This is a genomic window from Streptosporangium sp. NPDC004379 (genome assembly GCF_042873875.1).
Taxonomy (GTDB): Bacteria; Actinomycetota; Actinomycetes; order Streptosporangiales; family Streptosporangiaceae; genus Streptosporangium.
Genome location: NZ_JBIAMC010000009.1, coordinates 179605 through 200890, shown reverse-complemented (window position 1 = coordinate 200890; position 21286 = coordinate 179605). Strand labels below are relative to the sequence as shown.

General features: G+C 72.9%; 21 protein-coding genes. 9 read left to right on the top strand and 12 right to left on the bottom strand.

What is annotated here, in order from left to right; genetic code table 11:
- Positions 1–112: 112 nt before the first annotated feature.
- Positions 113–1816, top strand: coding sequence for an AMP-binding protein (locus ACFYSC_RS21125; RefSeq protein WP_389964077.1), 1704 nt, complete (start codon positions 113–115; stop codon positions 1814–1816).
- A gap of 9 nt (positions 1817–1825) precedes the next feature.
- On the opposite strand, the gene ACFYSC_RS21120 is transcribed toward ACFYSC_RS21125, so the two are convergent.
- From ACFYSC_RS21120 to ACFYSC_RS21085, 8 genes are all read right to left on the bottom strand, one after another.
- A complete protein-coding gene (locus tag ACFYSC_RS21120; protein ID WP_389964074.1) occupies positions 1826–2500 on the bottom strand; it encodes a restriction endonuclease in 675 nt (224 codons plus the stop codon).
- 211 nt (positions 2501–2711) lie between these two features.
- Positions 2712–3314, bottom strand: a complete 603-nt coding sequence (locus ACFYSC_RS21115) for a hypothetical protein (RefSeq protein WP_389964071.1) — start codon at positions 3312–3314, stop codon at positions 2712–2714.
- Positions 3315–3399: 85 nt separating this feature from the next.
- Positions 3400–4602, bottom strand: a complete 1203-nt coding sequence (locus ACFYSC_RS21110; RefSeq protein WP_389964068.1) for an aminotransferase class V-fold PLP-dependent enzyme — start codon at positions 4600–4602, stop codon at positions 3400–3402.
- Entirely contained in the window at positions 4583–5425 is an 843-nt protein-coding gene (locus ACFYSC_RS21105; RefSeq protein WP_389964065.1) for a DUF72 domain-containing protein, read from the bottom strand. The genes ACFYSC_RS21110 and ACFYSC_RS21105 overlap by 20 nt, the downstream gene beginning before the upstream one ends.
- A 205-nt stretch (positions 5426–5630) precedes the next feature.
- Positions 5631–5861, bottom strand: a complete 231-nt coding sequence (locus ACFYSC_RS21100) for a hypothetical protein (protein WP_389964062.1) — start codon at positions 5859–5861, stop codon at positions 5631–5633.
- Positions 5848–6102, bottom strand: a complete 255-nt coding sequence (locus tag ACFYSC_RS21095; protein ID WP_389964060.1) for a DUF6400 family protein — start codon at positions 6100–6102, stop codon at positions 5848–5850. The genes ACFYSC_RS21100 and ACFYSC_RS21095 overlap by 14 nt, the downstream gene beginning before the upstream one ends.
- A gap of 369 nt (positions 6103–6471) precedes the next feature.
- Positions 6472–7755: an alpha/beta hydrolase family esterase gene (locus ACFYSC_RS21090; RefSeq protein ID WP_389964057.1), complete on the bottom strand. Its 1284-nt coding sequence runs from the start codon at positions 7753–7755 to the stop codon at positions 6472–6474.
- Between the two features lie 282 nt (positions 7756–8037).
- Positions 8038–8310: a DUF1876 domain-containing protein gene (locus ACFYSC_RS21085; protein ID WP_362933114.1), complete on the bottom strand. Its 273-nt coding sequence runs from the start codon at positions 8308–8310 to the stop codon at positions 8038–8040.
- A 363-nt stretch (positions 8311–8673) separates the two neighbouring features.
- Between ACFYSC_RS21085 and ACFYSC_RS21080 the strand changes: the two genes are divergently transcribed.
- Complete coding sequence (locus ACFYSC_RS21080) at positions 8674–9561, top strand: slipin family protein (protein ID WP_389964054.1); 888 nt, start codon at positions 8674–8676, stop codon at positions 9559–9561.
- A gap of 69 nt (positions 9562–9630) precedes the next feature.
- On the opposite strand, the gene ACFYSC_RS21075 is transcribed toward ACFYSC_RS21080, so the two are convergent.
- On the bottom strand, positions 9631–9861 hold the full coding sequence (locus ACFYSC_RS21075) for a DUF2277 domain-containing protein (RefSeq protein ID WP_362933120.1): 231 nt from the start codon (positions 9859–9861) through the stop codon (positions 9631–9633).
- 272 nt (positions 9862–10133) lie between these two features.
- Between ACFYSC_RS21075 and ACFYSC_RS21070 the strand changes: the two genes are divergently transcribed.
- The 4 genes from ACFYSC_RS21070 to ACFYSC_RS21055 are packed head-to-tail and all read left to right on the top strand — an operon-like array spanning position 10134 to position 13912.
- A complete protein-coding gene (locus ACFYSC_RS21070; RefSeq protein ID WP_389964050.1) occupies positions 10134–11081 on the top strand; it encodes an ABC transporter ATP-binding protein in 948 nt (315 codons plus the stop codon).
- A 33-nt stretch (positions 11082–11114) separates the two neighbouring features.
- Positions 11115–11897 carry an ABC transporter permease gene (locus ACFYSC_RS21065; RefSeq protein WP_389964047.1) on the top strand — a complete coding sequence of 261 codons (783 nt, stop codon included), beginning with the start codon at positions 11115–11117 and terminating at the stop codon, positions 11895–11897.
- A 21-nt stretch (positions 11898–11918) separates the two neighbouring features.
- Positions 11919–13253, top strand: a complete 1335-nt coding sequence (locus ACFYSC_RS21060; protein ID WP_389964045.1) for a sensor histidine kinase — start codon at positions 11919–11921, stop codon at positions 13251–13253.
- Positions 13250–13912, top strand: coding sequence for a response regulator (locus tag ACFYSC_RS21055; RefSeq protein WP_389964041.1), 663 nt, complete (start codon positions 13250–13252; stop codon positions 13910–13912). The genes ACFYSC_RS21060 and ACFYSC_RS21055 overlap by 4 nt, the downstream gene beginning before the upstream one ends.
- A 57-nt stretch (positions 13913–13969) precedes the next feature.
- On the opposite strand, the gene ACFYSC_RS21050 is transcribed toward ACFYSC_RS21055, so the two are convergent.
- The 3 genes from ACFYSC_RS21050 to ACFYSC_RS21040 form a co-directional block, all read right to left on the bottom strand.
- The gene (locus ACFYSC_RS21050; protein WP_389964039.1) at positions 13970–15652 is read right to left on the bottom strand and encodes a glycerol-3-phosphate dehydrogenase/oxidase; all 1683 of its coding nucleotides are present in this window, start codon (positions 15650–15652) and stop codon (positions 13970–13972) included.
- A gap of 127 nt (positions 15653–15779) precedes the next feature.
- A complete protein-coding gene (gene glpK, locus ACFYSC_RS21045) occupies positions 15780–17297 on the bottom strand; it encodes a glycerol kinase GlpK (protein ID WP_389964037.1) in 1518 nt (505 codons plus the stop codon).
- A 46-nt stretch (positions 17298–17343) separates the two neighbouring features.
- Positions 17344–18165 (bottom strand): MIP/aquaporin family protein, encoded by an 822-nt coding sequence (locus ACFYSC_RS21040; RefSeq protein WP_389964034.1) that lies wholly within the window; start codon positions 18163–18165, stop codon positions 17344–17346.
- A 485-nt stretch (positions 18166–18650) separates the two neighbouring features.
- On the opposite strand from ACFYSC_RS21040, the gene ACFYSC_RS21035 reads away from it, so the two are divergent.
- The 3 genes from ACFYSC_RS21035 (at position 18651) to ACFYSC_RS21025 (ending at position 21247) form a co-directional block, all read left to right on the top strand.
- On the top strand, positions 18651–18923 hold the full coding sequence (locus tag ACFYSC_RS21035) for a GlsB/YeaQ/YmgE family stress response membrane protein (protein ID WP_389964031.1): 273 nt from the start codon (positions 18651–18653) through the stop codon (positions 18921–18923).
- Between the two features lie 267 nt (positions 18924–19190).
- Positions 19191–20093: a sulfotransferase family protein gene (locus tag ACFYSC_RS21030; RefSeq protein ID WP_389964027.1), complete on the top strand. Its 903-nt coding sequence runs from the start codon at positions 19191–19193 to the stop codon at positions 20091–20093.
- Positions 20090–21247: a glycosyltransferase family 4 protein gene (locus tag ACFYSC_RS21025; RefSeq protein WP_389964024.1), complete on the top strand. Its 1158-nt coding sequence runs from the start codon at positions 20090–20092 to the stop codon at positions 21245–21247. Before ACFYSC_RS21030 ends, ACFYSC_RS21025 begins: the two co-directional genes overlap by 4 nt.
- The last annotated feature ends 39 nt before the right edge of the window (positions 21248–21286 follow it).

The following is a 21286-nucleotide window of genomic DNA, read 5'->3' as shown; positions in this document are numbered from 1 at the left end:
CGGCGCGGCCCGACGGCGGGCGGCGGAAGGCCGCCGGGGACTGCCGGAGGCGGCGGCGCGGGCGTACCGTGTGGTGATCACCGATGGGCGATCGCCGAGAGGAGCCGCCGCCATGGGCGCCACCGGCAACACCGAGATCTACCGCAGGGCCCGTGACGGACTGCTGGGCGCGGGCGGCGACCACGCCGGAGCGGTCGCGGAGTTCACCTGGCCCCGCTTCGAGGACCCGTTCAACTGGGCCGTGGACTGGTTCGACGCGATCGCCCGGGGCAACGACCGCACCGCCCTGCGGGTGGTCGGGGAGGACGGTTCGGAGACCCGGCTCACCTTCGACGAGATGGCCCGCCGCTCCGACGCGGTCGCGGCGTTCCTGGCCGCCCACGGCGTCTCCCGGGGCGACCGGGTGATGCTGATGCTCGGCAACCAGGTCGAGCTGTGGGAGTCGATGCTGGCGGTGATGAAGCTGGGGGCGGTGATCCTCCCGGCCACCACGGCCCTCGGCCCGGCCGACCTGCCCGATCGTGTGGAGCGGGGCGGGGTGCGGCACGTCGTCGCCAACGCCGCCGACGCCGCCAAGTTCGACGGGGTGGGCGGAGGTTACACGAGGATCTGCGTGGGCGGCGCCCCAGCGAGCTGGGCCGACTACTCCGAGGCCCACGCGGCCCCGGCGCCGCCCGCGCCGCATCCGGGCACCGCGCCGGACGACCCGCTGCTGCTGTACTTCACCTCCGGCACCACCAGCAGGCCCAAGCTGGTCGAGCACAGCCAGGTCTCCTACCCGGTGGGCCACCTGACGACGGCCTACTGGATCGGTCTGCGCCCCGGCGACGTGCACCTCAACATCAGCTCGCCCGGGTGGGCCAAACACGCCTGGAGCTGCTTCTTCGCGCCCTGGATCGCCGAGGCCACGATCTTCGTCCACGACTACCGGAGGTTCGACCCTGGGGCGCTGCTGGAGCGGATACGCGACGCGGGGGTGACGACGTTCTGCGCCCCGCCCACGGTATGGCGGATGCTGATAAAAGCTGATCTGTCCGGTGGTCCCGGCCGGCTACGGGAAATCGTCTCGGCGGGCGAGCCGCTCAACCCCGAGGTCATCGAGCAGGTCCGACGCCACTGGGGGCTGACCCTGCGTGACGGCTTCGGCCAGACCGAGACCACCCTGTCGGTCGGCAACGTCCCCGGCATGCCGGTCAAGCCGGGCTCGATGGGCCTGCCCCTGCCCGGCGTGCCGGTGACGCTGGTCGACCCGGTCACCGGACGGCCCGGCGACGAGGGGGAGATCTGCATCGACCTCGGCCGCCGGCCCGTCTCGCTGATGACCGGCTACCGCGGCGACGACGAGCGCCACGCCCGGGCGACCTCCGGCGGTTACTACCACACCGGCGACGTGGCCGTCCGCGACGCCGACGGCTACGTCTTCTACGTCGGCCGCACCGACGACGTCTTCAAGTCGTCCGACTACAAGATCTCCCCGTTCGAGCTGGAGAGCGTGCTCGTCGAGCATCCCGCGGTCGCGGAGGCGGCCGTCGTGCCCGCGCCGGACGAGCTGCGGCTGGCGGTGCCGAAGGCGTACGTCGCCCTGGCGGCCGGATGGGAGCCGGACCGCGGGACCGCGCTGGCCATCCTGCGCCACGCCCGCGAGAGGCTGCCGCCGTACCAGCGGGTGCGCCGCCTGGAGTTCGCCGAGCTGCCGAAGACGGTGTCGGGCAAGATCCGCCGGGTCGAGCTGCGCGGTCTGGAGGAGAAGGCCGGACAGGCGGGCGGGCGGCCCGCGGAGTGGCGCGACGAGGACTTCCCCGAGCTGCGCTCCTGACCGCGCGGATCAGCCGGACCGCAGCGGCTCGCGGGGGAGTGGCTCGCCCCGCAGCCAGCCGGCCAGCCGGTCGCGCTCGACGAGGATCAGGCCCGCCTCCCCGGCCTCGGCGAGGGCCTGGCGGGTCAGCCGGCCGGAGGTGACCAGCACACCGGTGTGCCCGGCGAACGCGTGAGCCAGGGCGCCCAGGAAGTTGCGGACCTCCGGGGCGCCGACGTTGCCGGCGTAGCGCTTGCACTGGAAGGCGTAACGCCGGCCGTCCTGTCCGACGGCGGTGAGGTCCACACCCCGGTCGCCGGAGCCGCCCAGCTCCCGGACCCGGCGGAAGCCGTCCCGCCGCAGCAGCCCGGCGGTGAGCGCCTCGAACTCCGGGCCGGTCAGCCCGTCGACCCGCTCCAACTCCAGGTTCGCCTCGAACCACCGGCGCTGCCGCGCGGCCACCGTACGGGCCCGGACGACCGGCACGGCCGCCGCCAGGGCGAGCACGGCGACGGCCGCCGCCGTGAACCACGGCAGGTGCGCACGGGCGAACGGCAGCGCGCTCCGCAGCGCGGCGTAGGCGAGCACGGCGGCCACACCCCACAGGAACAGGTCGGTCCACCCGAACCCTCCGGGCCGGCCCTTCCTCCTGACGGCCCGGTTCCTCCCGGTCCGGCGTCCCTTGGCCGGTCGTCGGCTCGGCATCGTGTCAGCTCCCGCGGGGGTGGGGGATCGGGGGTCGGGCGCAGGCCGGTGCCTGACGCCCTCGGCCAACCGCTTCCCCGCGCACGCCCCCCGCAATCCCGCCGGACCGCGCTCCCGCGGTCCCGGGTCGCCCTGTCCGTACGGTGCTGCCGCGGTCCCGGGCCGCTCTGCCCTTACGGCGCTCCCGCGGCGCGCGGGAGCGCCGGGCCGGTCAGCTCGCGCCGGGGACGGTGACGTTCTTCTCCTTGAACTTGTAGCCGTCCTGCGCGGCGCCCTGCTGGAGCTGGCCGAACGCCTCCCTGCCCGCGGTCACGTCGGCCTCGGTGGCCGTGCCGTTGCGCAGCTTGGCGGTCAGCGCGTCGAAGCGGTCGCTCACCGCCTTGACGCTCCGGCACAGGCCGGGGTTGGCGAGGGCGAACCCGCGGGCCACCTTCAGTTCGTGGACGGTGAACAGGCCCGCCACCGCGGCCTTGGCGAAGGTGCGCTTGCGCTTCTCCGCCCCGGCCTTGAACCCGCCGCTGCGCAGCGGCCGGTAGATGTAGCGGTAGAACGCCCCCAGCGCGAGGCCCGCGTGCAGCGCGAAGCGCGTCTTGGCGAACGGCCTGGCGTTGGCCCCGGTGGGGCACTCCCCGTCGTACTCCAGCTCGGGGCCCGCCTGCGGTGGCGGAGCGGCCGCGGCCGACGAGGTGGCGACCACCGGGGCCTCGGGCGGCAGGGCGGCCGGCCGCCGGTCGCCGCCGCACCCGCCGAGCAGGGCGACCGTCAGCAGCGCGGCCATCGCCACGGCGGCCGGTCCGGCACTTCGAGCAGCCATATCTCCCCCTGGAACGTCACGGCGCCGGGATCGGCGGACTCCTTCCCGATTATCCCCACTGTGACTATTCCGACACGGAGAGTTTTCAGTGTCGTGCCGCGAGCCCCCGGACGGCGGAGACCAGGGCGTCGAGCTCCTCGTCGGTGTTGTAGTAGTGCACCGAGGCGCGCACCGCGGCCGGCACGGCGTTCGGGTCGAGACGCTGGTGGGCCCGGTCGGTCACGCTGACGTTGATCCCACGCTCCCGCAGGACGCCCTTCACCCCGGCCGACTCGTGGCCCGCGACGGTGAACGTGACGATGCCGCAGCGGCGGGCGCCGCGGTCCAGCACCGTCACGCCGGGCGTCGCCGCGAGCTCATCGCGCAGGCGGGCGGCCAGGCCGGTCACCCGCTCCTCGATGGCCGCGACGCCCAGGGCGGCGGCGTAGCCGGCGGCGACGCCCAGCCCGATCTGGCCCGCGACGTAGCGCTCCCACGTCTCGAAGCGGCGGGCGTCGCCGCGGATCTCGTAGCGGTCAGGGGCGGTCCACTCGGCCGAGTGCAGGTCGAGGAAGGGCGGCTCCAGCTCCCCGACGAGGCCGTGCCGCACGTACAGGAACCCGGTCCCGCGCGGGCCGCGCAGGAACTTGCGCCCGGTCGCCGACAGCATGTCGCAGCCGATCTCCGTGACGTCCACGGCGAGCTGGCCCACCGACTGGCAGGCGTCCAGCAGGAACAGCACGCCCGCCTCCCGGCACAGGCGGCCCACCTCGGCGGCCGGGTTGACCAGGCCGTTGTGCGTCGGCACGTGGTTGATCGCGACGAGCCGCACCCCGCCCCGGGCCAGCCCCGCGGCGAGCGCGTCGAGGGACAGCTGCCCGTCGCCGTCGTCGGGCAGCGTCTCAACGCTCACCCCACGCGACTTCGCCACCTGGTGGAAGGCGATGGCGTTGCTGGCGTACTCGCTTGTCGTGGTGAGGATCCGGTCGCCGGGGGCGAACGGGATCGCGTAGAACGCCATGTCCCAGGCGCGGGTGGCGTTCTCCACGTAGGCGATCTCGTCGCGGTGGGCGCCGACCAGCCCGGCCACCGCGTCGTAGAACCCCTCGGTCAGCTCCCGGGCCTGGTCGGCCGCCTCGTAACCGCCGGTGACGGCCTCCAGCCGCAGGTGCCCGTTCACCGCGTCGAGCACCGGGGCGGGCGGCAGCGCCGCCCCCGCGTTGTTGAGGTGCGCGACGGACGCGCAGCCCGGCGTGTCCAGGCGGGCCTTCTCGACGTCGATGGTTCCGTCACCTGTGGGCGTGGTCATGATCTCTCCCGTCTCCGGTGCCGTCGTCTCCGGTGGCGTCGTCCCGCGCCCCGGCGGGGATGTCGCGGACACCACCGGGGGCGCGGCTCACGGGCCATCCTCCGGCCCGCGCGAGCGCCGCGTAGCGTATCGCGTTCCGTACGGCGGCGCCGCCGGGGTCGTTGTTGAAGTACACGTGGACGTCGCGGTCGCGGCCCCACGTCCGCTCCAGGCGGCGCAGCCAGGAGCGGAGCGCGGTGTCGCCGTAGGACGGCCGGGGACGGGCGCGCCCCTCGTGGAGGCGCAGATACCCCCAGCCGGCGGTGCGCCACAGCGGGGAGAGGGGCCGGCCCAGCCGGTCGGCCCAGCACAGCGCCGCGCCGTGCGCCGACAGGACATCCCGTACGGACTCGGTCCACCAGGACGGGTGGCGCGGCTCGACGGCGACGCGCACCCCGGCCGGGAAGGCCCGCAGGCACGCGTCCAGACGTTCGGGATCGGCCCGCAGCGTGGGCGGGAGCTGCAGCAGGACGGGGCCGAGCCTGTCACCCAGGCCGCCGGCCGCCGCCAGCATGCGCCCGACCGGCTCCTCGGGGTCCTTGAGCCGTTTGACGTGGGTGAGGAAGCGGCTCGCCTTGATCGCCATGACGAACCCGGCGGGGGTGCGCGCCGCCCAGTCCTCGAACGTCTCGCGGGCGGGGAGCCGGTAGAAGCAGTTGTTGTTCTCGACGGTGGCGAAGCACTCGGCGTAGCGCTCCAGCCAGAGCCGCTGGGGCAGCCCCGGAGGGTACAGCTCCCCGCGCCAGTCGGCGTACTGCCAGCCGGAGGTTCCCACGAACATCATCGGACCCTCCTGCCGGTCGCCGCCTCACACCGGCAGATCTGCCCGGTGGGGCGGCCCTGACACGGGCGGAACCGCCCCGGGCCGTCACGGACGGTGTCCCCACCGGGGCGTGTCGCGGGCCGGACGGGACAGGGACGCCGGGGACAGGGACGCCGGTCGGAACGGGCGGCGTTCGGGGAGGCACCCCGGGGGACGGCCGCGCCGGTCAGAACGGGCGTGTGCCGCCCGCGCCGAAGCCGGTCTCGTGCTCCCACAGGTGGGTGCAGCCGGGGCACTGCAGGTGCAGACGGCTGCCGGTGACGCCCAGGAGGTAGCGCCAGTGGTCGGCGCAGTTGCGGCCCGCGCCGCAGGCGGCGCAGTCCCGGTGGTCGCGGCATCCAGGGCAGGGGACCCAGGCCCTGCGGCCCAGGTCGGCGCAGGGGTCAATGGGCAGCATCGCCGGTCTCCCCTCCGGGGAGGACCCCGGCCGCCACGAGCATGTCGTAGATCTCCCGCTGCCGCGGGTCGAGGCCGGAGTAGAGGAGGTCGTGGGCCTCCTGCTCGGCGCGCATCACGGCCGGGGGATCCCAGTCGACCCCGAGCGCGGCGACGACCGCGGCTCGCCGCCGCGTCTCGTGGGAGGACAGGTCGAAGGCGATCCGGAACCCGGCGGGCACGCCGGTGCTGTCGTTGCTCATGGAGCGGCTTTCCGATGGGGTGGCGGGCAGGTGCCGGGCGTGACCGGAGGAAAGCGGCCGCCGTGCCCCGGAGGGGAACGACCGGACGGGGGACGGGACGCCCCGGTCCTCGACGATCACGTGACCGCACGTCACGCGGGGACCTTCACCGAAGGAAGGTGGATTACCCTCTGTCTACCCGAACATGAACTTCCACCGGTAATCGGGCCGGAAGCCGGTACGGATCGCGGGCCCGCCGGCGGCCACGCGGCCCGTGACCCGGGGGCTCCGCGTGCCGCCGTGACCGGACGGTGCCGCGCGGGCGGCCGTGACCCGCGGCACGGCGGGGTCGCGCGCCCCGCCGTACCGGGGAGCACGACCCCGCGCGGATCAGCACCGGCCGTCGGCCAGGACCCAGTAGGCGGGGCCGGTCTGCATCAGCGTGTGGGTGGTCAGGACGTTCCACAGTCCCATGGGGTCGTTGGACCCCTTGGCGTAGGTGTATCCGCCGGAGGCGTAGGCGCGGCCCGCCGTGGTGTGGGCGTAGTTGCTCGCCGTCACGCAGACCGGGGCGACCGTCGGCGTGGCGGTCGGGGTGGCCGTCGGGGTGACGGTGGGCGTGGCGGTCGGGGTGGCGGTCGGCCCGCCGCCGCCGTCCAGGCCGAAGAACCGCGCGTCGTGGTAGGCCGAGCAGATGGTGTCGAGGAAGTACGCCGCGGCGTTGCCGCACTGGTCGGGGCCGCTGCCCGGGTCGACCGGCAGGCCGTGGCCCATCCCGGATATCTCGTACAGGCGCACGTCATTGTTGCCGTACACCTTCAGCGACGTGCCGCCGGGGAGGCTCGACGTCGAGGTCGGCGTCTGGGAGACGCCCCGCACGTTCGTCCACTGGTCGCGCAGCTGGGTGCCGTTGGCCGGGGTGACCGTGTAGTCGGACGTGCCCTGCCATACGGCGACGCGGGGGTAGGGGCCGGAGTAGCCGCTGTAGGCGGCCCGGACCAGGTCGCCCCACTGCTGGGGGGTCTTGTTCGTGGCGCCGTACTGGCAGGAGGTGGCCTGGGTCAGGCCGGCGGCGCAGCGGTAGGCGATCCCGGCCCCGACCGAACCGGCCTTGAAGACGTCGGGGTAGGTGGCGAGCATCACCGCGGACATCGCGCCGCCCGCCGACAGGCCGGTGACGTAGACCCGCGCGGAGTCGGCGCCGTAGTTGGCGACCGCGTAGGCGACCATGGCGCGGATCGAGGCGGCCTCACCCTGGCCCCGGCTGGTGTCACCCGTCTCGAACCAGTTGAAGCACTTCGAGGAGTTGTTGGAACCGCTGGTCTGCGGCAGGACGAGGGCGAAACCCCACTGGTCGGCGTACTTGCGCCAGCCGGAGTTGGTGAAGTAGCCGTTCGCGTCCTGCGTGCAGCCGTGCAGGGCCACGACGAGCGGCCGGCCGGAGGGCAGGCCGTCGGGCCGGTAGGCGTACATGGCGAGGTTGCCGGGGTTCGAACCGAACGAGCCGACCTGGATCAGTGACGCCGCCCGCGCGGGAGGCCCGGCCAGGGACGCCCCGAGCAGGCAGAGCAGCACGAGCAGCGCGGTCGCGGCGGCGGTGAGGACGGCGGAAGGCCGTGACGGGCGGAGCCGGGGGGACGAGGAGGGTGCGGGCGGTGCGGGGGGTGCGGCCATGACGTACTCCTTTGACAACCGGGTTCACCGGTCCTTTCAGGGAAAGGTAGATCCGTCGAAACCCCCCGGACATGTCCCGGGCACACACTCTTCATCTCTGTGATGTGGAACACACGCGGGCCCCGCCTCGCGGTCCCGTCCCCGGACGCACGGCCCGGTCCGGGTGGCCCCTGGCCCGGACCGTCGGTGGCCCCGCCCCGCGGCCTCCCTCCGGGCGCGCCGACGGCCCCGCCGACGGTCCGGCGGGGTCATGGGTGGACATGGGTGGAGGAGCGGACCCGTCTAGCCTCCGTACTCGCGGGAGGATCCCGCCATCTGGGCGACGTCCTGGGCGCCGTCCTGGATGAGCTGGGCGGCCAGGGTGGACAGCGCGCGGCCCACCGCCAGTTCGTCGCCGATCTCCGGCACCGGCTGGTCGACGGGGTTGCGCCGCGCGTGCGCGACGCCCTCGTGCCGCTTGCCGCGGTCGGTGAACAGCACGGCTCTGGCCGTGGTGACGTCGTCGTTGTCGTCCTCGCTGATGAAGATCTGCACGTTCCACTGCTTGGCTTCCATGGCGAACACCCCCTATGCCACAGCGTCACCTCTGCCGGGCCCCCGGAGGAAGGGACCTTGGACCCGCCCGGGAAGGTCCTTGCGCCCACCGGGCCGCGGATCCCGTGCCCGCCGCTCGCGGTGGTCGCCGCGTCCGTGGCCCGCCGCGCCCGCCGCGCCCGCCGCTCGCGGTGGTCGTCCCGTCCGTGGCCCGCCGCGCCCGCCGCGCGCCGGGCGGGACCGTGTCCGCCGCGTCCCCGCCCGCCGGGCGTGACCGCCGCGTCCCCGCCCGGCGGTCACGGCGGGCGACCGCGCCGGGTTCGGGACCTTCGGCCCTACAGGCCGGTGAGAGGCCAGGCGAATGCTGAGAAAAGGGGGTTTGAGATGTTCATCGAAATCCTGTACGGGATCATCGCCTTCATCGTCGCCTGGGTCGTGCTGGGCGGGGCCCGCGTGGTCAACCAGATCGAGCGGGGCATCGTCTTCCGGTTCGGCAGGGCGCTGCCGAACCCGCGCCGTCCGGGCCTGGCGATCCTCATCCCGGTCGTGGACCGGATGAAGAAGGTCAACGTCCAGATCGTCACGATGCCGGTGCCCGCCCAGGAGGGCATCACCCGCGACAACGTCTCGGTCAAGGTGGACGCGGTCGTCTACTTCCGGGTCGTGGACCCGATGAAGGCGGCCATCGAGGTGGAGGACTACCTGTTCGCCGTCGGCCAGGTGGCCCAGACGTCGCTGCGCTCGATCATCGGCAAGAGCGAGCTGGACGACCTGCTGTGCAACCGCGAGCGCCTGCACGAGGGCCTGGAGCTGATGATCGACAGCCCGGCGATCGGCTGGGGCATCCACATCGACCGCGTGGAGATCAAGGACGTGCAGCTTCCCGAGACCATGAAGCGGTCGATGTCGCGCCAGGCCGAGGCCGAGCGCGAGCGCCGGGCCCGCGTCATCACGGCGGACGGGGAGTTCCAGGCGTCCAGGAAGCTCGCCGACGCGGCGGGCATCATGCACGACACCCCGGGAGCCATGCAGCTGCGCCTGCTGCAGACCGTCGTGGAGGTCGCGGCGGAGCGCAACTCCACGCTGGTGATGCCCTTCCCGGTCGAGATGCTGCGCTTCTTCGACCGGATGGCGGGCGCCGTCTCGAAGGGCGCCGCGCCGAAGAGCACCGCGTCACCGGGGCAGGGATCACTCCCCGCCGGCGCGTCCGTCCCGGAGAGCCTGCGCGATCTCGTACGGCCCCGCGACGGCGAGCCCGCCGACCCGGCCTGACCGTACGGCCTGACCGGGGCGGCCCACCCGGCCTGCCCGGGCGTCCCGCTCCGGGGAGCGGGACGGCCGTCAGGCCCCCGGCCGCGGCGCGGCCGGGCGGGGGAGGTGCAGGTCGTCCAGCAGGACCTGGGTCGCGGCGGCGATGGTCTCCACGGCCCGGTCGAAGACCTCGGCGTTGCGCGCCGACGGGGCCCGGAAACCGGAGATCTTACGGACGTACTGCAACGCGGCGGCCCGCACGTCCTCGTCCGTCACGTCGCTGGAGTACGGCTCACGAAGGGTCTTGATGCTCCGGCACATGAGTAGGACCGTACGCCATCCACACCCCGCCGTTCCACCGTCCCGCAGCGTCCTTTCCCGACGGGGGAGGCCGCCCCCGGGACGGCGTCGTCCGTGTGGACCCCGCCCCCCGGCTCAACCGATCGGTGGATCGGCTCGACCGTCCGGTCCATCCGGTGCCTCGGCCCGGGAGTCGCGGAATCTCGCCGGACGGTCGATACCGCGTCCGGCCGGATCCCGCGAGGCTGAAGGCACATGGACGCGACGGGCCGGAACACCGGGAGGGCCACCACATGCCGGCAGTGATCGAGGTGCGCAACCTGCACAAGCGCTACGGGGACACCGTGGCGGTCGACGATGTCTCCTTCACCGTCCAGGAGGGGGAGATCTTCGGGATCCTCGGCCCCAACGGCGCGGGCAAGACCACGACGGTGGAGTGCGTCGAGGGGCTGCGCAGGCCGGACCGGGGCGAGATCAGCGTGCTCGGGCTCGACCCTCGGCGCGACCGCGCCGAGCTGACCCAGCGGCTCGGCGTGCAACTCCAGGACGGCGCGCTGCCCGACCGGCTGAAGGTCGGGGAGGCGCTCGAGCTCTACGGTTCCTTCTACCGTGAGCCGGCCGACCGGCGTGCCCTGATGGACGCGCTCGGGCTCGCGGACAAGAGCTCGACCAGGTACGGGAAGCTGTCCGGCGGTCAGAGGCAGCGGCTCTCGATCGCGCTGGCCCTGGTCGGGGACCCGCGGGTGGCCGTACTCGACGAGCTGACCACCGGCCTCGACCCGCAGGCCAGACGTGACACCTGGCAGCTGATCGAGGATGTGCGTTCCCGCGGCGTCACGATCGTGCTCGTCACCCACTTCATGGAGGAGGCCGAGCGGCTGTGTGACCGGATCGCGCTGATCGACGCGGGCCGTGTCGCCGCGGTGGACACCCCGGCCGGGCTGACCGGGCGGATCCACGCCGAGCAGCGGATCCGCTTCCGGCCGTCCGCGCCGTTCGACGACCGGCTGCTGACCGATCTTCCCGAGGTGACCGGCGTGACCCGCCGGGACGACGTCGTGACGGTCACGGGAAACGACGACGCGCTGAACGCGGTCATCTCCGCGCTGGCCCGCCACGGCATCGTGGCGCGGCAACTGCGCGTGGAGCGGGCCAGCCTGGAGGACGCCTTCGTCGCGCTGACCGGGCGGCGCCCGGAGACCGGGCGTCCCGCCGGGCGGAACCGGCCCGGTGAGAACTGACCGGCCACGTCATATCGGATCAGGAGAATGATCATGTCCGTCACCACCACCGCGGCGCCGCCGGCGGCCGTGTCGCGTTCCGCGCTCGGACGGCTTACCGTCACCGAGCTGAAGCTCTTCATTCGTGAGCGGGTCGGGCCCGTCTGGGGCGTCGGGTTCCCGCTGGTGCTGCTGATCGTCTTCGGCAGCCTGCCCTCCTTCGGCAAGCCGGAGAAGGAACTCGGCGGCGCCACCCTGCTCGATGTCTACGTGCCCGTCCTGATCGCGTTCTCGATCGCGCTGCTCGCGCTCAGCGCGCTGCCGATGGTCCTGGCCGGCTACCGGGAGAAAGGCGTCCTGCGCCGGCTGCGGACGACGCCGATGGGGCCGGTCCGGGTGCTCGCCGCCCAGCTCGCGGTCAATTTCGCCGTCACGGTGGTCGCGGCGACCGTGATCCTCGTGGTGGCCGGGGTGGCGTACGGCGTGGCTCCGCCGAAGCAGCCCGCGGGGTTCGCCGTCGCGGCACTGCTCGCCGCCGCCGCGCTGCAGGCGATCGGCCTGTTCGTCGCCGCGGTCGCCGGAAGCGGGCGGGCCGCCCAGGCGATCGGCACGGTCCTGTTCTTCCCGATGATGTTCTTCGCCGGTCTGTGGGTGCCCATCGCCCAGATGCCCACGCTCCTGCGTCACCTCAGCCACGGCACCCCGCTCGGCGCGGCGGTCCAGGCGCTGCAGCGGGCGGCGGGGGGAGACTGGCCGCACCCGCAGCAACTGCTGGTCATGGCGGTGTACGCGGTGGTGTTCGGACTGGCCGCCGCTAAATTGTTCCGCTGGGAGTAGGCCGCGGCGGAAAGGATGCAGATGAGCGCTCCGACGCCGCACACCCGGCAGGACCGGTGGAACCGGGGGCTGCTTCCGCTGGTGACCGTCGTGCCCTACGTCCTGCTGGCGATCATGACCGGTGTCACGGTGGCGATCAGGGGGTCCGACGGCGACCTCTTCGGCGTCGATCTCGCGCTGTGCGCGCTGACGGCGGCGTGGATGCTGTGGATGTTCACCCTGCATCCGGCCTGGCGGGAACGCCCGCGGATCATGGGGCTGTTCATGGGCGGGCTGATCGTGCTCATGGCGATCCTGGTGGTCAGGGACCCCTGGTTCGGGCTTTTCACCCCCGTCGGCTACTTCTACGCCTTCCGGGTTCTGCCGTGGCCGTCGGAGCTGGCGGCCATCGGCGGGGTGGCGATCGTGGCGGGCACAGCACAGGCGTCCTCCGTGCCCAAGACGGACCTCTACGGCGTGCTCGCCTACCTGGTGGTCCTCGCCGTGAACGTATTCCCCATGTGCGGTCTCGCCTGGCTCGGCCGCAAAGGCGAGGAGCGCGAGGAACTGCGGGAGCAGGCCCTCGCGGAGGTGCGGGAGGCGAACCGCAGGCTGGAGGCGAGCATGGCCGAGAACGCCGGCCTGCAGCGGCAGCTGCTGATCCAGGCGAGGGAGGCCGGGGTCTCCGACGAGCGGCAGCGGATGGCCCGCGAGATCCACGACACGCTGGCGCAGGGGCTCACCGGGATCGTCACCCAGCTGCAGGCGGCCGAGCAGCTCGCCGACGACCAGACGCTGTGGCGCCGGCACGTCCGGGCGGCGACCCGGCTGGCCAGGGAGAGCCTGTCCGAGGCGCGGCGGTCGGTCCACGCCCTGCGCCCCGAGGCGCTGGAGGAGGCCCGGCTGAGTGAGGCGCTGGCCGACGTCGCCGGACGCTGGTCGGCGCTGCACGGCGTCGCGGTCCAGGTGGCCACGACCGGCACGGTACGGCCGATGCCGCCTGAGGTCGACATCGCGCTGCTGCGCACGGCACAGGAGGCGCTGGCGAACGTCGCCAGGCACGCGCGGGCGACCATGGTCGGGCTGACACTGTCCTACATGGAGAACGAGGTCGCGTTGGACGTGCGTGACGACGGCAGGGGTTTCGAACCGGACCGGCTCGGTGACGGCGGCGGCGGTTCGCGAGGCGCGGGAGGCGCGGGAGGCGACGGTCCGCGGCCTCCGGACGCGGGTACACCGGGCGGCGGGTTCGGCCTCGTCGCGATGCGGCAGCGCATCGAGAGCCTGTCCGGGACGCTTCAGATCGAGTCGGAACCGGGTGCCGGAACGGCCGTCTCGGCCTGCCTCCCGGTCGCGCCCGCGGGGGCCGTGGCATGAGCCACGCGACCGGCGCCCCGATCAGGCTGCTGATCGTGGATGACCACCCCGTGGTCAGGGACGGGCTGAGCGGCATGTTCGCACGCGACCCGGGCTACGAGGTGCTCGGCGAGGCCGGCGACGGCGCCGAGGCGGTCCGGCTCGCCCAGGTCCTCGCACCCGACGTGATCCTGATGGACCTGCGGATGCCCGGCATGGACGGCCTGACCGCGATCACCGAGCTGGCCCGGCGGGGCGTCACCGCGCGGGTGCTCGTGCTGACCACCTATGACACCGACAGCTATGTCCTGCCGGCGATCGAGGCGGGTGCCACCGGCTACCTGCTCAAGGACGCTCCCCGCGACGAACTGCTGCGGGCGGTACGCGCGGCGGCCCACGGGCAGGCCGTGCTCTCGCCGTCGGTGGCGACCCGGCTGATGAGCCGGGTCCGGGATCCCGGGACCAAGCCGCTCAGCCGGCGGGAGCTGGAGGTCCTGGAGCTGGTCGCCGCCGGGACGACCAACCGGGACGCCGCGGCCAGGCTGCTCATCAGCGAGGCCACCGTCAAGACCCACCTGTTGAACATCTACGCCAAGCTCGGGGTCGGCGACCGCGCCGCGGCGGTCGCCGAGGCGTTCAACCGGGGGCTGCTCGTCCCCGACCCGCCGGAACAGCCATGACGCCGGTTCCAGGGAAGAGGGGTACGGCCCGCCTCGGCAGGTCGTGCGGAGCGGGTGTCAGCCGGAGGAGAGCAGGGCCTCCTCGGCGTGCTCGTCGTCCGGCTGGCTCTCGGCGGCCAGTTCGGCGTGGACCAGCCGGCGGTACTCCTCGGTCTCGCGCCGGACCGTCTCCTCGTCCCAGCCCAGCACGGGCGCGACGAGGGCCGCCGCCTCGGGCGCGGCCGCCAGGCCCCGGTCCCGCTGCTCGATGGCGACGTGGGTACGGCGGGCCAGCACGTCCGCGAGGTGCAGAGCCTGCTCGTGCGACGCCGCGTAGACGATCTCGGCCCGCAGGTAGTCCGGCGCCGCGGGCAGCGGCTCCCCCAGAGCGGGGTCGGCCCCGACGATCTCCAGCAGCTCCTCGACGCCGGACCCGTAGCGGCGCAGCAGCCGCTCCATCCGGCCCACGCCGAGCCCGTACCGTTCGGCGAGGTTGCGGCGGCCGTTCCACACGGCCTCGTAGCCGGTCGCGCCCAGCAGCGGCAGCCGCTCGGTGGCCGACTCCGGCACGCCGGAACCCAGTTCCTCGGCGGCGGCGTCGACGGCGTCCCTGGCCATGACGCGGTAGGTGGTGTACTTGCCGCCGCTGACCGTCACCAGGCCCGGCACCGGGTTGGCGACCAGGTGCTCGCGCGAGAGCTTCTCGGTGCCGGTCGCGGCGCCGGCGATCAGCGGCCGCAGCCCGGCGTAGACGCCCTCGACGTCGTCGTGGCCCAGGGGGGTGGTCAGCACCGCGTTGACGTGGTCGAGGATGTAGTCGATGTCGGCGCGGCTGGCCACCGGGTGGTCCCGGGCCAGGGTCCACGGCGTGTCGGTGGTGCCGATGATCCAGTAGTCGTCCCAGGGGATCACGAACAGCACGCTCTTCTCGGTCCGCAGGATCAGCGCCGTGTTCAGGTCGAGCCGGTCGCGGCGGACGACGATGTGGACGCCCTTCGACGGCTTGACGGTGAGGCTCTTCCCTGCCCCGGCCATCCGCAGCGTCTCGTCGGTCCAGACCCCGGTGGCGCCGATCACCACGCGGGCCCGGACGTCCATCTCCCGGCCGCTCTCCAGATCCGTCACGTGCGCGCCCACGACGCGCTCGCCGTCGCGGAGCAGGCTGCCGGCGCGGACCCGGTTGGCGACGGCGGCGCCGTACCGGGCGGCCGTCCGCACGATCGCGATCGCCAGCCGCGCGTCGTCGGTGTGGGCGTCGAAGTACTGCAGGGCGCCGACCAGCGAGTCGGGGCGCAGGGCGGGGGCCTCCCGCAGCGCGCCGCGGCGGGTCAGGTGCCGGTGCCGGGGCATGACGGCGCGCAGCCCGCCCAGGAAGTCGTAGAGGGTCATGCCCGCGCCGACGTAGAACCGCTCCCAGAGGCGGTGGGTCAGCGGGTAGAGGAACGGCACCGGCCAGACGAGGTGCGGCGCCAGCCGGGTCAGCAGCAGGTGGCGTTCCTTCAGCGCCTCCCGCACCAGCCCGAAGTCGAACTGCTCCAGGTAGCGCAGGCCCCCGTGGATCAGCTTGCTGGATCTGCTGGAGCTGCCGGCCGCCCAGTCGTTCGCCTCGACCAGCGCGACCGTCAGGCCGCGCGACGCGGCGTCGAGCGCGGCTCCCGCGCCGACGATCCCGCCGCCGACGACCAGCACGTCGTACTCCTTCTCGCCCATCCGCCGCAGCGCCGACTCCCGGTACAGCGGTCCCAATGCGGGTTCGTTCAACGGGCACCTCCCGTGTCGTCGTCCCGCCTGCGCGGGACGGGCGTGCTTCCCGGGCTCCCCGGGCTCCCCGGGCTCCCCGGGCCCCTCAGGCTTCCCGGACTTCCCGGTCCGGACGGTCCGGGCGCGGTCAGTCGACGTCCACCCAGCCGAACGTGCGTTCCACGGCCTTCTTCCAACCGGCGTATCCGTGCTCGCGCTGCTCCTCGGTCCATCTCGGCTCCCAGCGCCGCTCCTCGTTCCAGTTCTGCCGCAGCCCGTCGGTGGACTTCCAGAAACCCATCGCCAGCCCGGCGGCGTAGGCGGCGCCCAGGGCGGTGGTCTCGGCGACGACCGGCTTGGAGACGGGCACGCCCAGCACGTCGGCCTGGATCTGCATGCACAGGTTGTTCGCGGTGACGCCGCCGTCGACCCGCAGCACGTCCAGGGTGACGCCGGAGTCCTGCCGCATCGCCTCGACCACGTCGCGGCTCTGGTAGCAGATCGCCTCCAGGGTGGCGCGGGCCAGGTGGGCGTTGGTGTTGTAGCGCGACAGGCCCACGATCGCGCCCCGGGCGTCGGAGCGCCAGTAGGGGGCGAACAGGCCGGAGAACGCCGGCACGAAGTAGATGCCGCCGTTGTCGGCCACCTGGCGGGCCAGCGCCTCGCTCTCGGCGGCCCCGGAGATGATGCCGAGCTGGTCGCGCAGCCACTGCACCGCCGAGCCGGTCACCGCGATCGACCCCTCCAGCGCGTACACCGGCCGCTCGTCGCCGAACCGGTAGCAGACGGTGGTCAGCAGGCCGCTCTTGGAGCGGACCGGCTCGTGGCCGGTGTTGAGCAGCAGGAAGTTGCCGGTGCCGTAGGTGTTCTTGGCCTCGCCGACGTCGAAGCAGACCTGGCCGACGGTCGCGGCCTGCTGGTCGCCCAGGTCGCCGGAGAGGGGAACCTCGCGGCCCAGCGGCCCGTTCGCCCGGGTGACGCCGTACAGGCCGGGGTCGGAGGAGGGTCTGATGGCGGGCAGCATGGCGCGGGGGATGCCGAAGAACGACAGCAGCTCGTCGTCCCACTCCAGCGTCTCGAGGTCCATCAGCATGGTGCGGCTGGCGTTGGTGGGATCGGTGACGTGGACTCCGTCGTCCCTTCCCCCCGTGAGGTTCCACAGCAGCCAGGTGTCGGTGTTGCCGAAGATCGCCTCGCCGTCCTCGGCGGCCTGCCGGACCCCGTCGACGTTCTCCAGGATCCACTGGATCTTCCCGCCGGAGAAGTAGGTGGCCGGCGGCAGGCCCGCCTTACGGCGGATGACGTCACCGCGGCCGTCGCGGTCCAGAGCCGAGGCGATGCGGTCGGTGCGGGTGTCCTGCCAGACGATCGCGTTGTGGTACGGCCGGCCGGTGCGCCGGTTCCACACCACCGCGGTCTCGCGCTGGTTGGTGATCCCGAGGGCGACGAGGTCGGCGGCGGTCACGCGGGATCTGGCCAGGGTGGTCTCGATCACCGAGCGGGTGCGTTCCCAGATCTCCACCGGATTGTGCTCGACCCAGCCGGCCCGGGGCAGGATCTGCTCGTGTTCGAGCTGGTGGCGGGCGATCTCGTTGCCGCCGTGGTCGAAGATCATGAACCGGGTGCTCGTCGTCCCCTGGTCGACCGCTCCGACGAAGTCCGCCATGGGTTCCCTCCTTCACTGTTCCGGTCGCTGTGCCGGTGACGCCTTCTCAGGGGGAGGGCGGTCCGGGGGGCAGCCTGCCGGGCTCCGGTTCCTCCCCGGGGCGCAGGAACCGGCCGACGAGGAGCTCGTACAGGGCTCCGCCCAGCACGCCGCCGATCAGCGGGGCCACGATCGGCACCCAGAAGTAGATCTGGCCGTACTGGTCCCGCCAGGCGGTCTCGTAGCCGGTGAGGAAGGACGCCAGGCGCGGCCCGAAGTCGCGGGCGGGATTGATGGCGTAGCCGGCGTTCGTGCCCCAGGCCATGCCGATCGCCACCACGATCAGCCCGATGACGAAGGGGGCGAGGTTCGCGCCGGGCGGGGTGTTCAGGACGTCGATGACGGCGAAGATGAGGAAGAGCAGGATCGCGGTGCCCATCACCTGGTCGCGGAAGGCGCCCCAGAGGCCGACGGGCAGCGAGCCGTTGCCGGGCAGCGTGGAGAAGACGCCCTGCGTCTTGATCGTCAGTCCCGGGTCGGCGGCGTGCAGCATCTCGGTGTAGTTCCACCGCACGAGGAGGGCGGCGACGAACGCCCCGGCGATCTGCGCCACGCAGTACGGCAGCACCCTGCGCCAGGAGAAGCCCTTGAAGACGGCGAGGGCGACGGTGACGGCGGGGTTGAGGTGCGCGCCGCTGATCCGGCCTGCGGTGTACACGCCGAAGGTGACGCCCAGGCCCCAGGCCCACGAGACGCTGTCGTGGTCGCCGATGTGGGCGGCGACGACCTGCGCCACGACGCCCACCCCGAACAGGATCAGGATCGCCGTGCCGGCGAACTCCGCCGCCAGCTCGGCGATGAGACCGGGGAGTTTCCGCGGGTCCGCCATGCACGCCCCTTCTGGAAGCCGTACGGCTCGCCCTCCCGCTCCGAAACCGAGCAGACTTGCCCAATAAGGAACGAAATATCCAACCGAAGCACTCGTCACACGGCTTTATCCCTCAAGAAAGGTTCATGCTTATCCATAGGGGAGGTATTGGCGAAGCCGGCCGCCGATGCCGCTTCCGCCCCGAGCCGTGCCTCCCGTGTTCTCTCCGTGTTCTTTCCGTGTTCTCCCTGTGTTCTCTCCGTGTCGTCCCCGCGCCTTCCCGCGGCCTTTCCCAGAGTTCTCCCCGGCTCCTCCCGGCCCTTCCGTCACGCGGCCGAAGCCCTCTCCGGAAGGCCCTCCCGGGCTGTCACGGCTTTTTCTGCGAGTGCCGGAATGGGCTCTGAGCTGGATGTTCACCCGTCCCATCAGGCCGTAATTGTTCTGTTATGTGTTGCCGTCCCGTGCCGGGGCAGACGATCGGCAGCCGAGCAAAAGGAAGTGTGAACATGACTGTCACCGGAATCATCACCGCCATCGTCATCGGAGCCATCGTCGGTGCCCTCGGCCGTCTCGCCGTGCCGGGCAAGCAGCACATCCCGATCTGGCTGACCATCGTGATCGGCATCGTCGCCGCCTTCATCGGTACCGCCATCGCCGGTGCTCTCGGCGTGGCCCACACCTCGGGCATCGACTGGATCGAGCTGCTCCTCCAGGTGGCCGTCGCGGCGATCGGCGTCATCCTGACCGTCAGCCTGTACCGCAGGCGCGGCGTCCGGTAAGCGCCTCCACCCCCGCAACGGTGCGGGACGGTGAGAACCGCCGGCGGCCCCGCTCCCCGACGCCCATCAGGGCGGGGAGCGGGGCCGCCGCCGCATGTCCGTCTCCGCCCGTCTCCGCCCCGAATCCGCGTCCGAGTCCGTCTCCGGCCCGGCCCGCCTCCGCGCCGTCCGGCCCCGGCCGGACGGCGCGGGCACTCCCAGGGGACTTCCAGGTAACCGTCAGGAATCCCCAGGTCACTGTCAGGAAAGCTCGATAGCGTCCATGGGATGAACTGGAAACGCAAGGCCAACGCCGCCGTGAAGGAGCTGACCGGGTTCCAGATCACTCGCGCCGGGAAGGCGGAAGCCGGCGCCGGGTCCGCCGCCAGGGGCGCGGGACGGGCGCCCGCGGTGGCGGCGGACGACCTCGTCCGTCTCCCCGCCGACCCGCGGAGCGACCGGCTGCTCACCGCCCCGATCTTCATCCTCTCGCCGGTCAGGTCCGGCTCCACCCTGCTGCGCGCGATGCTCAACGCCCACCCGATGCTGCACGCCCCGCATGAGCTGCACGTGCGGCGGCTGTCCGTCGGGCTCACCACCCCGCTCGCCGCCCGCGCCATGGAGGCACTCGGCCACAACCAGGCCGACCTGGAGCACCTGCTGTGGGACCGGGTCCTCCACCGCGAGCTGGTCCGCAGCGGTAAAGCGCACATCGTGGACAAGACCCCGGCCAACGCCTTCGCCCACCGGCGCATCGCCACCTGCTGGCCCGACGCCCGCTTCGTCTTCCTGCTGCGTCACCCCGCCTCCATCGCGACCTCCTGGCACGAGGCGAGCCCCGACCGGCGGACCCCGCGCGAGGCCGCGCTCGACGCGCTGCGCTATATGAAGGCCGTGGAACGTGCCAGGGCTGACCTGCCCGGCCTGACCCTCCGTTACGAGGACCTCACGGCGGATCCCGAGGCCGAGACCCGCCGGATCTGCGACTTCCTGGGCATTCCGTGGGAGCCGGTGATGCTCGCCTACGGCGAGCAGACGGTCGTCCAGAAAGGGCTCGGCGACTGGAAGGACAAGATCCGGTCCGGGAAGGTCCAGGAGGGACGCGCCCTGCCCCGCCCGGAGGAGATCCCCGAGGAACTCCGTCCGATGTCCCGGACCTGGGGCTACCTCGACGGGGACGAGAGCCGGTGAAGATCCGCTACATGCTCCTGCACGCCTACGGCATGGGCGGCACGATCCGGACGGTGGTCAACCAGGCCAACGCCATGGCCGCGGCCGGCCACGACGTCGAGATCATCAGCGTGGTACGGCGCCGCGCCAGGCCCCAGTTCCCCATCGACGGGCGCGTGGAGATCACCACGCTGGTCGACCAGCGCGGCGGCGTGCGCACCGACTCGATGGGCCGCCGGATCTGGCGGAGGGTGCGCGGCAAGGTCGTCCCGCCCGGGGAGTTCGCCGCCGGCTACTTCACCGAGCGCGTGGAGAAGGCCGTCATCGACCACGTCTCCGCCCTCGACGGAGGCGTCCTGGTCACCACCCGCCCGGCGCTGAACCTCATCTCCGCCCGGCGCGGCCCGAGCGGCGTGGTCCGCGTCGCCCAGGAGCACATGAACTTCACCACCCACCGCGAGAGCGTGCGGCGGCAGATCGCCCGCCACTACGGCAGGCTGGACGCGGTCGCGGTGCTCACCGGCACCGACCGCGACACGTACCGGCGCCTGCTGCCCGGCACGCCGGTCGTCCGTATCCCGAACGCCGTCCACACCCTGCGCCGGAGACCCTCGGCGCAGGAGAACCCGATCGTGATCGCGGCGGGCAGGCTCGTCAAGCAGAAGGGCCTCGACCTGCTCATCCCGGCGTTCGCCCAGGTCGTGCGGCGCTTCCCCGACTGGCGGCTGCACATCTACGGCACCGGCCCCAAGAAGACCGAGCTGAGCGCCCTCGTCGGCGAGCTCGGCCTCGACGGCAGCGTCAAGCTGATGGGCCGCACCCCCCGGCTGGACGAGGAGCTGGCCCGGGCCTCGGTGTACGCGCTCAGCTCCCGGTTCGAGGGCCTGCCGATGGTCATGATCGAGGCGATGTCCCACGCGCTGCCGGTCGTCGCGTTCGACTGCCCGACCGGCCCGCGCGACGTGCTGACCGACGGGGTGGACGGCCTGCTGGTCCCGCCCATGGACGTCGACGAGCTGGCCGGGACGCTCATCCGCGTCATCGGCGACCGCGAGCTGCGCCTGCGGCTGGGTTCCGCCGCCGCCCGCACGGCCCGTGACTACGCTCCCGAGGCGATCATGCCGATATGGGAGAACCTGTTCACCGAGCTGTCGGCCGCCCCGCGCGTCGCCTGAGGACGAGCCGAGCCGGCCCGCCGTACCTCAGCCGGGAGC